At 66.3% G+C, this 16,523-nt stretch carries 18 protein-coding genes; 11 read left to right on the top strand and 7 right to left on the bottom strand.

Going from position 1 to position 16,523, the window contains the following annotated elements; all coding sequences use genetic code 11:
* Positions 1 to 104 precede the first annotated feature (104 nt).
* Positions 105 to 1,529, top strand: coding sequence for a peptidoglycan DD-metalloendopeptidase family protein (locus ACFZ8E_RS15920; protein WP_243987420.1), 1,425 nt, complete (start codon positions 105 to 107; stop codon positions 1,527 to 1,529).
* 67 nt (positions 1,530 to 1,596) lie between these two features.
* On the opposite strand, the gene ACFZ8E_RS15915 is transcribed toward ACFZ8E_RS15920, so the two are convergent.
* The 3 genes from ACFZ8E_RS15915 to ACFZ8E_RS15905 all read right to left on the bottom strand — a co-directional run bounded on the left by ACFZ8E_RS15915 (position 1,597) and on the right by ACFZ8E_RS15905 (position 3,434).
* A complete protein-coding gene (locus ACFZ8E_RS15915; protein ID WP_147727781.1) occupies positions 1,597 to 1,950 on the bottom strand; it encodes a YidB family protein in 354 nt (117 codons plus the stop codon).
* A 50-nt stretch (positions 1,951 to 2,000) separates the two neighbouring features.
* Positions 2,001 to 2,381: a YidB family protein gene (locus ACFZ8E_RS15910; protein WP_405043233.1), complete on the bottom strand. Its 381-nt coding sequence runs from the start codon at positions 2,379 to 2,381 to the stop codon at positions 2,001 to 2,003.
* A 177-nt stretch (positions 2,382 to 2,558) separates the two neighbouring features.
* Positions 2,559 to 3,434 (bottom strand): ATP-binding protein, encoded by an 876-nt coding sequence (locus ACFZ8E_RS15905; RefSeq protein ID WP_147727779.1) that lies wholly within the window; start codon positions 3,432 to 3,434, stop codon positions 2,559 to 2,561.
* A gap of 142 nt (positions 3,435 to 3,576) precedes the next feature.
* On the opposite strand from ACFZ8E_RS15905, the gene ACFZ8E_RS15900 reads away from it, so the two are divergent.
* The 7 genes from ACFZ8E_RS15900 to lpdA all read left to right on the top strand — a co-directional run bounded on the left by ACFZ8E_RS15900 (position 3,577) and on the right by lpdA (position 10,072).
* Complete coding sequence (locus ACFZ8E_RS15900) at positions 3,577 to 3,975, top strand: MAPEG family protein (RefSeq protein WP_405043232.1); 399 nt, start codon at positions 3,577 to 3,579, stop codon at positions 3,973 to 3,975.
* A 123-nt stretch (positions 3,976 to 4,098) separates the two neighbouring features.
* Positions 4,099 to 4,434, top strand: coding sequence for a preprotein translocase subunit YajC (yajC, locus tag ACFZ8E_RS15895; protein WP_147727777.1), 336 nt, complete (start codon positions 4,099 to 4,101; stop codon positions 4,432 to 4,434).
* Between the two features lie 164 nt (positions 4,435 to 4,598).
* The gene (secD, locus tag ACFZ8E_RS15890; RefSeq protein ID WP_405043231.1) at positions 4,599 to 6,206 is read left to right on the top strand and encodes a protein translocase subunit SecD; all 1,608 of its coding nucleotides are present in this window, start codon (positions 4,599 to 4,601) and stop codon (positions 6,204 to 6,206) included.
* Between the two features lie 49 nt (positions 6,207 to 6,255).
* On the top strand, positions 6,256 to 7,197 hold the full coding sequence (gene secF, locus ACFZ8E_RS15885) for a protein translocase subunit SecF (RefSeq protein ID WP_147727775.1): 942 nt from the start codon (positions 6,256 to 6,258) through the stop codon (positions 7,195 to 7,197).
* Positions 7,198 to 7,224: 27 nt separating this feature from the next.
* A complete protein-coding gene (locus tag ACFZ8E_RS15880; RefSeq protein WP_147727774.1) occupies positions 7,225 to 7,602 on the top strand; it encodes an Mth938-like domain-containing protein in 378 nt (125 codons plus the stop codon).
* A complete protein-coding gene (locus ACFZ8E_RS15875) occupies positions 7,599 to 8,492 on the top strand; it encodes a phytoene/squalene synthase family protein (RefSeq protein WP_243946651.1) in 894 nt (297 codons plus the stop codon). The genes ACFZ8E_RS15880 and ACFZ8E_RS15875 overlap by 4 nt, the downstream gene beginning before the upstream one ends.
* Positions 8,493 to 8,632: 140 nt before the next feature.
* Entirely contained in the window at positions 8,633 to 10,072 is a 1,440-nt protein-coding gene (gene lpdA, locus ACFZ8E_RS15870; protein WP_147844476.1) for a dihydrolipoyl dehydrogenase, read from the top strand.
* Between the two features lie 37 nt (positions 10,073 to 10,109).
* On the opposite strand, the gene ACFZ8E_RS15865 is transcribed toward lpdA, so the two are convergent.
* Entirely contained in the window at positions 10,110 to 11,822 is a 1,713-nt protein-coding gene (locus ACFZ8E_RS15865) for a hypothetical protein (RefSeq protein WP_405043230.1), read from the bottom strand.
* 313 nt (positions 11,823 to 12,135) lie between these two features.
* Between ACFZ8E_RS15865 and ACFZ8E_RS15860 the strand changes: the two genes are divergently transcribed.
* The 3 genes from ACFZ8E_RS15860 (at position 12,136) to ACFZ8E_RS15850 (ending at position 14,352) form a co-directional block, all read left to right on the top strand.
* Complete coding sequence (locus tag ACFZ8E_RS15860; RefSeq protein WP_405043229.1) at positions 12,136 to 13,026, top strand: metal-dependent phosphohydrolase; 891 nt, start codon at positions 12,136 to 12,138, stop codon at positions 13,024 to 13,026.
* Between the two features lie 56 nt (positions 13,027 to 13,082).
* Positions 13,083 to 13,307 (top strand): hypothetical protein, encoded by a 225-nt coding sequence (locus tag ACFZ8E_RS15855; RefSeq protein WP_147728059.1) that lies wholly within the window; start codon positions 13,083 to 13,085, stop codon positions 13,305 to 13,307.
* 239 nt (positions 13,308 to 13,546) lie between these two features.
* Positions 13,547 to 14,352, top strand: a protein-coding gene (locus tag ACFZ8E_RS15850) for an IS5 family transposase (RefSeq protein WP_405041835.1) whose coding sequence is annotated in 2 segments (ribosomal slippage) — positions 13,547 to 13,877 and positions 13,877 to 14,352 — 807 coding nt in all. Because the reading frame shifts where the segments join, the coding sequence is not laid out codon by codon here.
* 6 nt (positions 14,353 to 14,358) lie between these two features.
* On the opposite strand, the gene ACFZ8E_RS15845 is transcribed toward ACFZ8E_RS15850, so the two are convergent.
* The 3 genes from ACFZ8E_RS15845 to ACFZ8E_RS15835 form a co-directional block, all read right to left on the bottom strand.
* Positions 14,359 to 15,303, bottom strand: a complete 945-nt coding sequence (locus ACFZ8E_RS15845; protein ID WP_147728058.1) for a ribose-phosphate pyrophosphokinase — start codon at positions 15,301 to 15,303, stop codon at positions 14,359 to 14,361.
* 171 nt (positions 15,304 to 15,474) lie between these two features.
* Entirely contained in the window at positions 15,475 to 15,702 is a 228-nt protein-coding gene (locus tag ACFZ8E_RS15840) for a DUF4170 domain-containing protein (RefSeq protein WP_405043228.1), read from the bottom strand.
* Positions 15,703 to 15,849: 147 nt separating this feature from the next.
* Complete coding sequence (locus ACFZ8E_RS15835) at positions 15,850 to 16,452, bottom strand: PAS domain-containing protein (protein WP_405043227.1); 603 nt, start codon at positions 16,450 to 16,452, stop codon at positions 15,850 to 15,852.
* Between the last annotated feature and the right edge of the window lie 71 nt (positions 16,453 to 16,523).

Here is a 16,523-nt window from a genome sequence, read left to right as displayed (position 1 = left end):
GTGAACGGGAACGGTTGTTTAACCTGAATCCGGCTTTCATGGGCTCATCAAGTTGCGTCAGGCAAACGGGTGCGTCGATGCGGGTTCGCGGGACTGGTCGGAGGATGAAGACGCTGTCGCGCTTCGCTCTCATCGGAGTTATCGGCAGCGGTGCTGCCGCCTGCTCGTCGGACGCATCGCGTCTCGACAGCCCCTTCACCAACCCGTTCGCGTCGAACATGGCGAGCGAGCCGGCGGCGACGGGCAGCCTGCCGGACATGCCGTCGGCGCCGCCGATCCGCACCGGCCGGATCCAGTCCGAGGCGCTCGGCGCGCCGACGGCGATCTCGCCCCGGCCCGGCCCGGTGGCGGCCCGCGTGCCGACCCAGCCGATGGCGCAGACGACCCGCGTCGCCTCCACCGGCACGCCCGGCTGGAACGCGCAAGGGGGCACCACCATCACCGTCGCCCCGAACGACAGCCTCAACCAGATGTCGACCCGCTTCGGCGTGCCGGCCTCGGCGATCCTGTCGGCCAACGGCCTGACCAGCGCCGGCCAGGTGACGCCCGGCCGCCAGCTGATCATCCCGGTCTACAGCGCCTCGGGCATGAACCCGGCGGCCGCCCCGATGACGGCGCGGGCCGTTCCCGCCGCCCCCTCGGAGCGGATCAAGGCCGCGGAGGCCAAGCGCCAGGACGACACGAAGGCGGAGGCCAAGCGCAAGGAGGCGGCCAAGGAGGCGGCCAAGGAAGCCGCCAAGGAGGCACAGAAGGAGGCCGAGGCCAGGAAGCTCGCCGACAAGCGCGCCGAGGAGAAGGCCCGCAAGGACGTCGCCGCCAAGGAGGCCGACGCCAAGAAGCATCACGTGCGCCCCGGCCAGGTCGCCAAGGCCGATACGAAGCCCGACACCAAGGCCGAGGCGACGCGCAAGGTTGAGGCGGAGGCCAAGCAGGCCAAGGTCGACGCCGCCAAGGCCGACGCCGCCAAGGACGCGGCGAAGAAGGTCGCCGAGGCGAAGGCCGCCAAGGCCGCTTCGGAGAAGGCGGCCTCGGAGAAGGTCGCGGCCGAGAAGGTCGCCGCCGCCAAGCCGGAGCCGGTCAAGACCGCCGCCGTGGCGAAGGTCGAGCCCGCCAGCACCGGCTCGGTCGCCGCCGCGGCCCCCAGCGCCCCGGCCGCGCCGGACCAGACATTCCGCTGGCCCGCCAAGGGCCGGGTGATCTCCGGCTACGGCTCCTCGGGCAACGAAGGCATCAACATCGCGGTGCCCGAGGGCACCGCGGTGAAGGCCGCCGAGGACGGCACCGTCGCCTATGCCGGCTCGGACGTGAAGGGCTACGGCAAGCTCGTGCTGGTGCGGCACTCGAACGGGTACGTGTCGGCCTACGCCCACAACGGCGAGCTCGACGTGAAGCCCGGCGAGAAGGTGAAGCGCGGCCAGACGATCGCCAAGTCGGGCGCGTCGGGCAACGTCACCTCGCCCCAGCTGCACTTCGAGATCCGCAAGAGCGGCGCGCCGATCGACCCGATGTCGCAGCTCGCCAGCAACTGAGCGATTTCCCGAGACCCACGATCGAGGGCGGTCCGCGAGGGCCGCCCTTTCGCGTTTCGGCGCGTCGTCAGGTGCCGGGCGTGCGCAGCGTCCCGTCGGGGCTGTGCTGGTCGACCGCCGCGGGCAGCACCTTCGCCAGGACCGCGAGGACCTGGTCGGTCGGGATCCCGAGCTTGTCGGCGATCTGCCGGACCTGCTCGTTGTCCAGGACCTTGCGCAGGTCCTCGGTGGTGATCGGCGCGTTCGGGCCGCGGCCGAGCCAAGAATTCACCTGCGCGGCGTAGCCCGAATTCTGGAGCTGGTTCAGCAGCCCCTGAAGCCCGCCCGGCAGCACCCGCTCGACGATGCCGGGAAGGGCCTCGACGGCGGCCTGGCCCAGGCTGCCGCCGAGCGCCGACTTGAGGGTATCGAACAGGCTCATCGCTGGGTTCCTCGCCGTGATCCGCGCATCACTCTAGCCGCCGGCCGGCGTCAGGCCACCTGCGTCGAGAATTGCCGCTGCGGCGCGAGCGTCCCGTCCCGGCTCTGGCGGTCGACCGCACCGGGCAGGAACTCGGCGAGCGCCGTCGGCACGCGCGCTTCCGGGATGCCGAGGTCGGCGGCGAAGCGCGTCAGCGCCTCGGGCGAGAGCAGGGCGGCGTAGGCGCCCGCGGGGAGGGCGACGTTCGCCTCGGATCCGAGCCACGAGGCGACGGCCGAGCCGTGGCCCGCCGCGCGCAGGGCATCGAGGAAGGCCGGCAGGCCGCCGGGATAGATCTTGGCGAAGGACATCGGCAGGCCGTCGCCGCCGATCGCGTCGATGCGGGCTTCCGCGCGGGCGAGAGCGGATCGGATCGTGTCGAAGAGTCCCATGATGTCAGCCCCGTCCCGCCTGCTCGTCCGCCGGGAGGCGGATCGCTCGAGGTGCAAGCTCGGGCGTAGCGGACGCAAGGCAAGCGCCTGCGGCGTCGAGAAATGCGCCTGCGGCGTCGAGAATGCACCTGCGGCGTCGACAACGCGCCCGCAACCGATCGGCCGACGGGATTTCGATCAGTCGAGGGTCCGGCCGAGCCGCCCGGCCAGATCCTGGATGAACTGGAAGGCGGTGCGGCCGGAACGCGAGCCGCGGGTGGTCGCCCATTCCAGCGCCTCGGCCCGGAGCGCGTCGGGCTCGACCGGAAGGGCGTGGCGCTCGGCATAGGCGCGGATCATCGCCAGGTACTCGTCCTGGCTGCACTTGTGGAACCCGAGCCACAGGCCGAACCGGTCCGAGAGCGAGACCTTCTCCTCCACCGCCTCGCCGGGGTTGATCGCGGTGGAGCGCTCGTTCTCCACCATCTCGCGGGCGAGCAGGTGCCGGCGGTTCGAGGTGGCGTAGAACAGCACGTTGCCCGGCCGTCCCTCGATGCCGCCGTCGAGCGCCGTCTTCAGCGACTTGTACGAGGTGTCGTCGCCATCAAACGAGAGGTCGTCGCAGAACACCACCCAGCGATGCGGGTCGGACCGGAGCGTCGCCATCAGGTCGGGCAGCGCCTCGATGTCCTCGCGGTGGATCTCCACGAGCTTCATCGGCAGGGCGCCGGCCGCGCGGCGCGCGTTGATCTCGGCATGCACCGCCTTCACGAGCGACGACTTGCCCATGCCGCGCGCGCCCCAGAGGAGCGCGTTGTTGGCCGGCAGCCCGCGCGCGAAGCGCTCGGTATTCTCGGCCAGGGTGTCGCGCGCCCGGTCGATGCCGGTGAGCAGACCCATCTCGACGCGGTTGACGGTGCGCACCGGGATCAGCCGGCGCTCGGGGCCCCACAGGAAGGCGTCGGCGGAGGTGATGTCCGTCACCGGTCGCGCGGGCGGGGCGGCCCGCTCCAGCGCCGTGGCGATGCGCTCCAGCAGCGGCATCAGGGTCTCGAGGGTGGTCGCTTGCGTCATGGCGGATCGGTTCGGATGGCTCTTCGAGGACCGCACGGGCCTACGCGCGCTCGGCACGACTCGCAACACGAGCTGCGACACGGCCTGCAACGTCCGGAGCCCGCTCGCGTTGGTCGGCGCATCGCAACGCCGGAGACCCGCCTTGATCTTCCCCGCCACCACCGCCCTCTTCGCCGCCCTGTTCGCCCTGATCTACATCGGCCTGTCCGGCTGGGTGGTGGGGGCCCGGGTCAGCGGCAACGTCCTCGTCGGGGATGGCGGCCGGGACGGATTGCAGCGTCGCATCCGCTCGCACGGCAACTTCTCGGAATACGTGCCGCTGACGCTCGGCCTGATCGCCCTGCTCGAAGCGGGCGGGACCCGGCATTGGATCGTGCTGACGCTGCTCTGGCTGCTCCTGATCGCGCGCCTGCTGCATCCGGTCGGCATGTTCGCGCCGGTCAACTCGCCGCGCCAGTTCGCCTGCCGCGGCGGCGGCATCCTCGTCACCCTGCTCGTCATGACGGTGGCGGCGGTGCTGCTCATCGTCCGGGCGATGTGAGGGGGTCGCGCCGCCCGGCGTTGCTTTCGGAACGCCTCTGGCTATAGTCCGCGCGCTTTCAGACAGGCCCGGCGACGCTTCCGACAGGCGCGCACGGGCCCGACGTCACATGAGGAGACGCGCTTGATCACCCCCGCCTTCGCGCAAGGGGCCGGCACTGCTGCCGGCGGAGCCGAGATCGCCTTGCAGGTGGTTCCCTTCGTCCTCATCTTCGTGATCATGTATTTCCTGATCCTGCGGCCGCAGCAGAAGCGGGTCAAGGAGCATCAGGCCCTGGTCAAGAACGTCCGCCGCGACGACACGATCGTCACCAACGGCGGCCTCGTCGGCCGAGTGGTGAAGGTGCTGGACGACGCCACCGAGATCGAGGTGGAGATCGCGCCGAACGTCCGGGTCAAGGTGGTGCGCACCATGATCTCCGAGGTCCGCGTCAAGGGTGGGCCGGTCAAGGCCGCCTAGGGCGCGCTCCGCCGAAGCCGGGGCCGGTTCGGCCCGAGAGCGCGTGGGACGGCAAGTGCCCGGAGCCGTTCCCCATCGCGACGCGATCGGGAACGGCTCCGGACCCGCCGGATCAGGATGCCGGGGCAAGCCCTCGGCAGGACTGCAGAAAACAGAGTCGGCGGATGCTGCGCTTTTCCCGTACCAAAATCGTCGTGACGCTCGTCGCGATCCTGATCGGCCTCAGCCTCGCGGTGCCGAGCTTCTTCTCGGCCGAGCAGCGCAAGGGCTTCATGGCCGCGCTGCCGGGCTGGTTCCCCGCCTGGATCGTGCCGACCCGCGCGATCGTGCTCGGACTCGACCTGCAGGGCGGCTCGCAGCTCCTGCTGGAGGTCGACCAGGCCGAGCTCGTCGCCTCCCAGGCCAAGGCCCTGCGCGACGAGGTCCGCGGCGTGCTCCAGCGCGAGAGCGTGCGGGCCGACGGCGGCATCGGCATCCTCCAGCGCGGCGTCCAGGTCCGCGTCGCGGACGCGGCCGCCCGCGCCAAGGTGATGCCCAAGCTGCAGGAGCTGGCGCAGCCGATCTCGAACCCGCTCGTCGGCCAGACCGGCGGGCGGACGCTCGACATCACCGAGCAGCCCGACGGCCTGATCCGCCTCGCGCTCACGGATGCCGGCATCAACGAGCGCACGCGGCGCGCCGTGACGCAGGGTATCGAGGTCATCCGCCGCCGCCTCGACTCGACCGGGACGCTGGAGCCGTCGATCCAGCAGCAGGGCGCCGACCGCATCCTGATCCAGGTCCCCGGCCTGCAGGACCCGGAGCGCCTCGAGGCGCTCCTGGGCAAGACCGCCAAGCTCGAGTTCCGGATGATCTCCGACAACCCGGCCGGCGACGTTGACATGCTGCCCTCGCGCGACGAGCGCGGCGCTAAGGTGGCGGTGGAGCGCCGGGTGATGGCCGACGGCGGCGACCTGACCGACGCGCAGCCGGCCTTCGACCAGCAGACCCACGAGCCGATGGTGAGCTTCAAGTTCAACCTCAAGGGCGCCCAGCGCTTCGGCCAAGCGACCTCGGAGAACGTCGGCCGCCGCATGGCGATCGTGCTCGACAACGAGGTGGTCTCGGCCCCGGTGATCCGCACCGCGATCACCGGCGGCTCCGGTCAGATCACCGGGAACTTCTCAGTGCAGCAGGCCAACGACCTGTCGATCCTGCTGCGGGCCGGCGCGCTGCCGGCGAAGTTCACCGTGGTCGAGCGCCGCGTCGTCGGGCCGGGGCTGGGCAGCGACTCGATCCGCGCCGGCAAGATCGCCACCGGCGTCGCCGGGCTCCTCGTCGTCGGCTTCATGTTCCTGACCTACGGCACCTTCGGCTTCATCGCGAACATCGCCCTCATCGTCCACGTCGGGCTCATCCTCGGCCTGATGTCGGTGCTGGAAGCCACCATGACGCTGCCCGGCATCGCTGGCATCGTGCTCACCATCGGCACGGCGGTGGATTCCAACGTGCTGATCTACGAGCGCATGCGCGAGGAGCACCGCGCCGGGCGCTCCCTGGTCTCGGCGCTGCAGGCGGGCTTCGACCGGGCCTTCGCCACCATCATCGACTCGAACTCGACCATGGCGATCGCGGCGCTGATCCTGTTCTTCCTCGGCTCCGGCCCGGTGAAGGGTTTCGCGGTCGTGTTCATCCTCGGCATCCTCACCACCGTCATCACCGCGGTGACGCTGACGCGGATGATGATCGCCGTGTGGTACAAGTCCTTCCGGCCCAAAGCCCTTCCGTTCTGAACGTCGCCCGTTTCGGGAGGCCGCTTCCCGATCGCAAGGTCCCAAAAGAATGCGCCTGCTTCGCCTCTGGCCCGACGAGTCGCACTTCGACTTCATGCGCTTCCGCCGCCTGAGCTTCCCGCTCTCGGCGATCCTGTCGGTCGTGACCGTGGTGCTGTTCCTCACCGTCGGCCTGAACTACGGCATCGACTTCAAGGGCGGCACGCTGGTCGAGCTGCAGGCGAAGTCGGGCACCGCCGACGTCGGCGAGATCCGCCACACGGCCGCCGGCTTCGGTTTTGGCGAGCCCGAGGTGCAGGAGCTCGGCAACCAGGGCACCGTGCTGGTGCGCCTGCCGCTTCAACCCGGCGAGCAGGGCCAGACGGCGGTGATGAACAAGGCGCACGGCGCCTTCGACAAGGATTACGAGTTCCGCCGCACCGAGACCGTCGGCCCCCGCGTCTCGGGCGAGCTGGTGCAGTCGGGCACGCTCGGCGTCGTGCTCTCGGTCGTCGCGGTGCTGCTCTACCTGTGGTTCCGCTTCGAGCGCGAGCTGGCGCTCGGCGCCATCGTCGGCACGCTCCACGACATCGTGCTGACCATGGGCGTGTTCATCGTCACCCGGATCGAGTTCAACATGACCTCGATCGCGGCGATCCTCACCATCGTCGGCTACTCGCTGAACGAGACCGTGGTGGTGTTCGACCGGACCCGCGAGCTGATGCGCCGGTACAAGACGATTCCCACCGACGAGCTGCTCAACCTGTCGATCAACTCGACGATGTCGCGCACCGTGATGACCTCGATCTCGGCCTTCCTGTCGCTGCTGGCGCTGGTGCTGTTCGGCGGCGAGGCGATCCGCGGGTTCGCGGTGGTGATGCTCTGCGGCGTGGTGATCTGCACCTACTCGGCGATCTTCGTCTCGACGCCGGCGCTGATCTATCTCGGGCTGATGCTCTCGGGCACCAAGGCCCAGGCCGCCCGCGGGCGGCTGCCGCAGGCCGCGGAGTAGGGCCGAGAGACGGGGGACGCACAGCGCATGGCCGAGCTCGACGGCTTCCTGCCCGGGCGCCACCTGATCGACGCCTACGGCAACGGCGGCTTCCGCTTCGGCGAGATGTCGCACCGCGGCTCGATCCTGGCGCTGCCGTCGGGCATCCGCGCCTGGGCCACGACCGAGGGGAGGGCGATCGACCGCACCGCGTTGCGCCCGGTCCAGGCGGAATCGGCGGAGATCGAGCTGCTGCTCGTCGGCACGGGCCTCGACATCGTGCCGCTGCCACCCGATCTTCGGGCATGGCTCAAGGACAACCGGATCGGTCTCGACGTGATGCAGACGGGCGCGGCGGCGCGCACGTACAACATCCTGGTGGCGGAGAACCGCAAGGTGGCGGCGGCCCTGATCGCGGTCGCGTGAGCGCAGAGCCGGGGCAGGGGGACAGCCAAGCAGAGGGTAAAGGCGGCCTCGCCTTCGCCTTCCGCCACTGCGAGGACCTCGTCCGCGCGGGCGACCCCGACCGCTACTTCGCCACGCTGTTCGCGCCGCAGGCCTTCCGCCCGCACCTGTTCGCGCTCTACGCCTTCAGCCTGACGGTCGCGCGGGTGCGCGAGGCCGCCTCGAACCCGATGGCCGGCGAGATCCGCCTGCAATGGTGGCGCGACGCGCTGCAGGGCGAGGCCCGCGGCGACGTGAAGGCCAACCCCGTCGCCGCCGCGCTCCTCGATGTGATCGTCGCGCGCCGCCTCGGGCGCCAACCCTTCGTCGACCTGATCGACGCCCGCGTCTTCGACCTCTACGACGACCCGATGCCCCGGCTGAACGACCTGGAAGGCTATTGCGGCGAGACCGCCTCGGCCCTGTTCCGGCTGGCGAGCCTGATCCTGTGCGACGGCACCGAGCCGGGCGGGGCGGCCGCCGCCGGTCATGCCGGCGTCGCCTACGGCATCACCGGCCTGCTGCGGGCGATGCCGTGGCACGCGCGGGCGGGCCAGGTCTACCTGCCGGCCGACGTGTTCCGCAGCCACGGCGTCACCCGCGAGGACATCGTCACCGGCCGCGGCGGCCCGGGCCTGCGCGGCGCCTGCGCGGACCTGCGCGCCGACGCCCGCCGGCACCTGGCCGCCTACGCCGCGGCGAAGGACACGATCGCGCCGGCCGCGCGCGCCGCCTTCCTGCCGCTCGTCCTGGTCGACGGCTACCTCGCCGCGATGGAGCGCCCGGGCTACGACCCGCTCAACACCCCGATCGAGACCGCCCGCTGGCGCCGCCTGTGGCGGCTGTGGCGCGGGTCGCGGGCGGCGGGGTAGGGGGCCAGTCTTCCTTCCCCCTTGAGCGGGGGAGGGACGCGCGAGCGATGTAACCCGCCCGCACGCGACGCGCGTTGGCGCCCGCGCCGTCCTCGTCTACGCTCGCCTCCGAGACGCTCCAGGGAAGAGACCAGACCCTCATGGCCGACAGCTACGACGTGCTCATCATCGGCGCCGGCCCCGGCGGCTACGTCACCGCCATCCGTGCGGCGCAGCTCGGGTTCAAGACCGCGGTGGTGGACCGGGAGCACCTCGGCGGCATCTGCCTGAACTGGGGCTGCATCCCGACCAAGGCGCTGCTGCGCTCGGCCGAGATCTACCACTACATGCAGCACGCCTCCGATTACGGGCTCTCCGCCAAGGAGGTCTCGTTCGACACGGGCGCGATCGTGAAGCGCTCGCGCGGCGTCTCGTCGAAGCTGAACGGCGGCGTCGGGCACCTCCTGAAAAAGAACAAGGTCGACGTGATCTGGGGCGAGGCCACGGTCGACAGCGTCGCCAAGGGCAACGGCACGGGGCAGGTGACGGTCAAGGAGACCGCCCGCGCGCCGGCGCCGAAGGGCGCGCTCGCGGCCGGGACGTATTCGGCCAAGCACATCATCGTCGCCACCGGCGCGCGCCCGCGCGCGATCCCCGGCATCGAGCCCGACAAGAAGCTGATCTGGACCTACTACGAGGCGATGGTGCCGGAGACGATGCCGAAGTCGCTCCTGGTGATGGGCTCGGGCGCGATCGGCATCGAGTTCGCCTCGTTCTACCGCACCATGGGCGCCGAGGTGACGGTGGTGGAGCTGCTGCCGCAGATCCTGCCGGTGGAGGATCCGGAGATCGCCGCCATCGCCCGCAAGCGCTTCGAGAAGCAGGGCATCAAGATCCTGACCGGCGCCAAGGTGACCAAGGTCGAGAAGGGCGCGGATTCGATCACCGCCACCATCGAGGCCGCCGACGGCAAGGTGCAGACGCTGACGGCGGAGAAGCTGATCTCGGCGGTGGGCGTCGTCGGCAACATCGAGGGGATCGGGCTGGAGAAGCTCGGGGTGAAGATCGAGCGCGGCATCGTCGTCACCGACGGGCTCGGCCGCACCAACGTGCCCGGCCTCTACGCCATCGGCGACGTCGCCGGGCCGCCGATGCTCGCCCACAAGGCCGAGCACGAGGGCGTGATCTGCATCGAGACGATCAAGGGCCTGCCCACCCATCCGATGGACAAGGCAAAAATCCCCGGCTGCACCTACTGCCAGCCGCAGATCGCCTCCGTCGGCCTCACCGAGGCGAAGGCCAAGGAGCAGGGCTTTGCGATCAAGGTCGGCCGCTTCCCCTTCGCCGGCAACGGCAAGGCGATCGCGCTCGGTGAGCCGGACGGGCTGATCAAGACGGTGTTCGACGCCAACACCGGCCAGCTGCTCGGCGCCCACATGGTCGGCGCCGAGGTGACCGAGCTGATCCAAGGCTACGTCGTCGCCATGAACCTCGAGACCACCGAGGAAGACCTGATGCACACGGTCTTCCCGCACCCGACGCTCTCCGAGATGATGCACGAGAGCGTGCTGGATGCTTATGGGAAGGTGATCCATACGTAAAATTTTTTGCAAAAATTCCAATTTTTAATAAAAGTTTTTAATATTTGACATGCTTTCTTAAGTCATTTGGAAGAGTGCGGAATGCGCCCCTTCGGTAAAACGGGTCAGTCCAAGCTCGCTCGTGAGACTTGATTATTTTAATTTTTTCAGGCGCAGAGAGATGAGTATTCGTAAACATTCCTAAAAGCATCAAATATTTGGCATGTGTTAGACCAAGCAACTTGGTTTTATTGACTGCGGAAACAATAGGCTTTACTTTGAGGAGAGTTTCCTTTTCAGAGGCAATTTTAGTATGAAATTCGAGGACGCTTTCCGCAGCGTTGTTCTTGACGCTTCTTACCAATTTTTCAAATTTTGGATACTCCTTAGTTTTTAAAAGTGCGGAAGCGACACCGCCAACTAAACGGCCGAGGACAACATCTGCTCGCCAATAATCTACCTTCGATAGAATAAACTTATAGTAAGCCTCTGGTCTTTGATATTTCGATCCGATCCAGATTGCAGAATATAACCCGCAAAAACCCTTGTTTGAAATATCAAGCATCAAGTCATTTAATGTTTTTTCCGTCATGTAATGATAGTTAACATGCGCCTCAATCAGATAGGTGGCATAGTTAAGTATCGCTCCATCATCTACAAGTTCATCGTCTTTTGCATAGTTGTTAATCAACTTAAATTTTGACATTGTAAGAGGTCGATGAGTAATATAAGATAATATATTATCTCTTATACCTGCCTTCTTAATAAGAATGTCGGCAACCATATTGTGATTTAAGGCAGCGTTGTAGTTTCTAGCAAGAGTAATAGACCTTTTCAAAATTTTCTCTCCATTACCTCCGTTGAAACGACCCTTTGAAAATTGAGATGCGAGGGACTTCGCAAATTGATTGACGTGTCTCTCTATCGGCTTTTTATGAGCCAGCCTTCTACCTAGCAGTTCCGTGAAATTATCTATAAAGGCGTTATCACGCACCCTAAAATGGGCTTCAGCCTCGCCACTGGTAAGAATTTTAGTCTTTCCCGAGTTGAGTCTCACCTGCCTAGTATGAAGAATAAGATCTATGTCTCTTAGTATGTTTTTTGCAGATGATATACTATCGACACCAATGTCTATGTCGTCCATATATCTTACAAAATCAAGCTTCTGATGATTTCCAAGGAAATCATCAAGTTCATATAGAAAACAGTGAGCTAGAATGCGTGATGCATCAATATCTATCTGAGGTAACCCTATTTCTACATGAGGCGCATAGTCCGGCTGCCATAATAGTCCCGATAAGATAAAAATGAGAGTATCAAGAACAGACTCTTGAACCTCTATCTGACTGGACATAATATTCCTAAGATGAATATAGCTTATACCGTCATAGAAATTTGCGATATCAGTTACTATTAAATATTTATAAGTCTTTGTGAAATTAAGTATCCCTTTTTGAAAATCCAACCATGCTTTAAAGCTTCCGTATTTTGGAGCCCCATTTAAATCCTTCTTGCTATTGGAAAATTTATGGTCATCTGGCTCAAAGAATGCTTTATCTGTTGGAGATTTACTTTTAATGTCTTTATATAATTCATCAGATAAACATTGAAGCACCAGCGCGTCATCGACTGCTGGAATTACAATTTGTCGGCATAGTCCATTTGATTTTTCCAATAGAATTCGAATCGGAGTCGAAGGACGGTATGTTCCATCGCAGAGTTGCTTAGACAATCTTTTGCAATTGGAATCGATGTTTACGTGAAAATCCATGAACTAGATGGGGTCAGGAACTTGCCGTTTCCGCAGAAAAGCCCTTACCTCATCTTTCCAAGTCTTTTTCAATGATGCAACTGTAAATAGTGGTGCTAAATGTGGCCGGCGGACTGCAAATTTTGGAGATTTCATAATATGATTCTCTGAAAGAGAGCCAGCGTTTATTCTAAAAGCCTCTATCCAACATCACCTGCTTAAACCATGGCATATACAATAATCAAGAGGCTTTCGCTCAATAATTTTTATCTGAGTTATGCATCTTAGCTTGCCGCCCGACCTAAGAGCCCTGCTTCTACACGAGTTTGTATACATGCTCGACGCCACAAAGCTCCTCGCCAACGCCCTCGGCGAGCACCTCGCCCTGGTCTACCGGCGCACCTTCGGCAGCCGGGAGCCGGGCTATGTCGAGGTGATCGAGGAGTCGGCGCGCCTGACGATCGAGCGGATCGTGCAGAGCGATGCGCTTTATCACGACGCCTACCACACCACCCTGGTGACCCTGGTCGCCCAGGACATCCTGCGCGGGCGCTTCGTGGCGCAGGGGGTGTCGCCGCGCGACTGGCTGCACGCGATCCTGGCCGCGCTCTACCACGACATCGGCTACGTCCGCGGCGTCTGCGCCGGCGACACGCGCACCCGGTTCGTGATCGACCGGGCCGGCACAACCGTCGCGCTGCCGCGCGGGGCGTCCGATGCCGGGCTCACGGCGCACCACGTCGAGCGCTCGAAGATCGCGGTGTGGGAGCGCTTTTCCGACCACGAGTTCGTCGATGCCGGCCGTGTGGCGCGCGCCATCGAGCTGACGCGTTTCCCGGTGCCCGACGACGGCGACCACGCCGAGACCGCGACGGAGGCCGGGCTGATGCGCGCGGCCGACCTCATCGGCCAGCTCGGCGATCCGCTCTACCCGCGCAAGCTCAACGCGCTGTTCCACGAGCTGAAGGAGGCGGGCCTGTGCGAGCCGCTCGGCTACGTCGACCCGGCGGATCTGGCCGAGCGCTACCCGAGCTTCTTCTGGGGCAAGGTCGAGCCGGTGATCGGCGACGCGATCCGCGCCCTCGACCTCACCGTGGAAGGCCGGCGCTGGGTCGCCAACCTCTACGCCCACGTCTTCGCGATCGAGCACGACCGCCGGCGGATGGGGCCGCATCCCGGCTCGGGCGAGCCGGCCCCGTCTCCGCCCCCTTCCGCGACCCCTTGACCGAACCTTAACCGATCTGGTGTGTTCTCGTTATGTTCTCAAACGAGTCGCACCCCATGCCCGTCGCCTCCGCTCCCGCCCGCCGGGCCGACCTGCCGCCCGGCCGCTGCCCGGTCGAGGACATCGCCCGCGCCTACCTCCTCACCAGCGCGGGCGACGCCGACCTCGCCCTGCGCTGCGTCATCGCCGACGCGCTCTCCGACCTGCTCGAAGCCGACCGCCGGGCGCGCGAGCGCAGCCGGCTGATCTCGCGGGGCTTCGTGCGGGGACGGGACGGCTGAGACGAGCATTCGTCCCATCCATCTCCCTCATCCTGAGGTGCCCGCGTCAGCGGGCCTCGAAGGAGCCCTCCAGAACCCGCGGCGAAGGCTGGAGGGCTCCTTCGAGGCCTCCGCTTCGCTGCGGCGCCTCAGGATGAGGGGGATGGATGGGGGGAGGGCGTCCTTCTTCGGGCCGCCCGGCAAAGGCTTAGAGCGCCTAACAGAACGGCACCCTGAGCGTTGATGTGCGTTGGTGTTTCATGGCCCGCGCACTTCTTCCCGACGATCTCTGGGACGAGATCGCCCCGCTGCTTCCGCCTCCCCGACCCCGTCCGAAAGGCGGTCGACGGCCTATCAAGAACCGGGCGGCCCTGACAGGCATCCTGTTCGTGCTGCGCTCTGGATTGCCCTGGGAGATGCTGCCGGCCGAGATGGGCTGTGGCTCGGGCATGACGTGCTGGCGCCGCCTGCGGGACTGGCAGGCGGCGGGCGTCTGGACCCGCCTGCATCAGGTGCTGCTGGGGCGACTTTACGAAGCCGGCCAGCTCGACTGGAGCCGGGCCAGCCTGGACAGCGCGTCTGTCCCGGCGAAAAAAGGGGCTCTGCCACAGGCCCGAACCCGACGGATCGCGGCAAACCGGGCACCAAGCGCCACCTCGTCGTCGATGCCCGCGGCACGCCCTTCGGCCTGACCTTCACGGGGGCCAACCGCCACGACAGCGTGATGATGGCCCCGACCCTCGATGCGATCCCGCCCGTGGGCAGCGGCCGGCGCGGTCGCCCACGCCGCCGTCCCCACAAGCTTCATGCCGACAAGGCCTACGACGCCCGTGCCCGTCGCCAGGAGTGCCGCGCCCGTGGGATCGTCCCTCGCATCGCTCGGCGCGGGATCGACAGCAGCGAGAAGCTTGGGCGTCACCGTTGGGTAGTCGAGCGCACCCATGCCTGGTTCAACCGTTTCCGACGCCTGCCCGTACGCTACGAGCGCCGCGCCGACATCTACGAGGCCTTCACCAACCTCGCCGCCAGTCTCATCACCCTCAACCAAATCAGGCGGTTCTGTTAGGCGCTCTTAGTCGAACAGGCTCGACACGCTGGCCTCGGTCGCGGTCCGGCCGATGGCTTCGCCGAGCAGCGGGGCGATCGTCGCGACGCGGATGTTGCGGGCGAGCTTGACGGCCTGCGTCGGCTGGATCGAGTCGGTGATCACCAGCTCCTTCATCCGGGAGGCGGCGATGCGCGAGACCGCGCCGCCCGAGAGCACCCCGTGGGTGATGTAGGCCGAGACCTCCTTGGCGCCGGCGTTGAGCAGGGCTTCGGCCGCGTTGACGAGGGTGCCGCCGGAATCGACGATGTCGTCGACGAGGATGCAGGAGCGGCCCTCGACGTCGCCGATGATGTTCATCACCTCGGACTCGCCAGCGCGCTCGCGGCGCTTGTCGACGATGGCCAGCGACGCGTCGATGCGCTTGGCGACCGCGCGGGCGCGGACCACGCCGCCGACGTCGGGCGAGACCACCATGCGGTCGGTGCTCGTCAGCCGCTCCTTGATGTCGCGCACCATCACCGGGGCGGCGAACAGGTTGTCGGTCGGGATGTCGAAGAAGCCCTGGATCTGGCCGGCATGGAGGTCGAGCGTCAGCACCCGGTCGGCGCCGGCCTCGGTGATCAGGTTGCAGACGAGCTTGGCCGAGATCGGGGTGCGGCCGGAGGTGCGCCGGTCCTGCCGGGCGTAGCCGAAATACGGGATCACCGCCGTGATGCGCCGCGCCGAGGACCGACGCGCGGCGTCGATCATGATCAGCAGCTCCATCAGGTGGTCGTTGGCCGGGTAGGAGGTCGACTGGACGATGAACACGTCCTCGCCGCGCACGTTCTCCTGGATCTCAACGAAGATCTCCATGTCGGCGAAGCGCCGGACCATGCACTTGGCGAGCGGCAGTTCCAGGTATCCGGCGATCGCCTCCGCCAAGGGCCGGCTGGCATTGCCGGCGATGATCTTGATCGAAGACTTCATGCCTGCGGGCTCAACATTTGGGGTCTCGGGCCGAGACACGTCCTGAAGACCTGGAACGACCGGCCGATCGACAGGCCCGTCGGCATCCGCGTCGATCGGGCTCTTATCAGCGCGGTCGAACCGTCACAATGGCCGGCGCCGCGCCGGCCCGCGCTCTGCACAGCCGGCGCCCTACGGCTCCAGCAGGCGGTGGAGGTGGACGACGAAGTACCGGGTCTGCGCGCTGTCGACGGTGGCCTGGGCCTTGGCGCGCCACGCCGCCTTGGCCGAGGCGTAGTCGGGAAAGATGCCGACGATGTCGAGGCCGGCGAGGTCCTTGAACCGGATGCCCTCGATGTCCTTGAGCTCGCCGCCGAAGACGAGGTGGAGCAGCTGGTCGCTGGCGATCGTCGTGGTCACGGGTCTCTCCTGGTCGCGGCATGCACGCCCTCAGGCAGGACGCGTGCCGCAGGGCGCGGCATCGCCGGGCGCGTCGCAAACCCCATCGCCGCCGTCAAGCCCGCCCGGCGCGGACCCGCCAAGCGCAGACCTGCCGGGCCGACGCCATCAGTGCCGGGAGGCCTCGCGCTCGGCCCGCGCGATCTCGCGGCCGATCTGGAACAGCAGCCGGTCGGTCATGCCGCGCAGGGCCTCGGACCCGCTCTCGGCGACCGCGGCGTGCAGCGCGATGCAGAGGTCGGCGGCGCGCAGCAGCGGCGCCTCCTGCTCCGGATCCGGCGCGGCCACCACGTAGCCGGCCTCGGCCTTCCGCCCTTCGGTGATGTCGATCAGGATGCCGGTGCTTCGCACGGGCCGGCCATGCGGATCGTGGAAGACCCGCCCGCGGCTCAAGACCCAGCGCGGCTGCCCGGAGAGCATCCCGGCGCGGTACTCCGCCAGCACGAGGCCGCCGACGCGCATCGCGCGCTGCACCTCGGTCGTCATCCACGGCAGGTCGTCGGGGTGGATGCCGGCGACCGCCTCGTCGAACTCGAGTTCGCGCCCGGCCAAAGCGGCGTCGCCCGCCAGGAGCTCGGCGGCCCCCCGGTCGTAGCGCACGCGACGCGTGACCGGGTTCCAGTCCCAGGTGCCGACGACGCCCGACGCCTGGAGGGCGGCATGCAGCTCTTCCGCCGCATGTCCTCTCTCGTCGATGCCGTCGAATTCCATCGGCCTGCCAAAGGTGTCATGAGGATCGGAAACGTCGAGCAAAAATTCACATACGGTTTCGACTTCGTCGA

Origin of the sequence: Methylobacterium sp. HMF5984 (assembly GCF_045033435.1) — a bacterium.
Classification (GTDB): Bacteria; Pseudomonadota; Alphaproteobacteria; order Rhizobiales; family Beijerinckiaceae; genus Methylobacterium.
The sequence above is the reverse complement of the archived record's forward strand: the minus strand, read 5'-3'. Positions and strand labels throughout refer to the sequence as shown.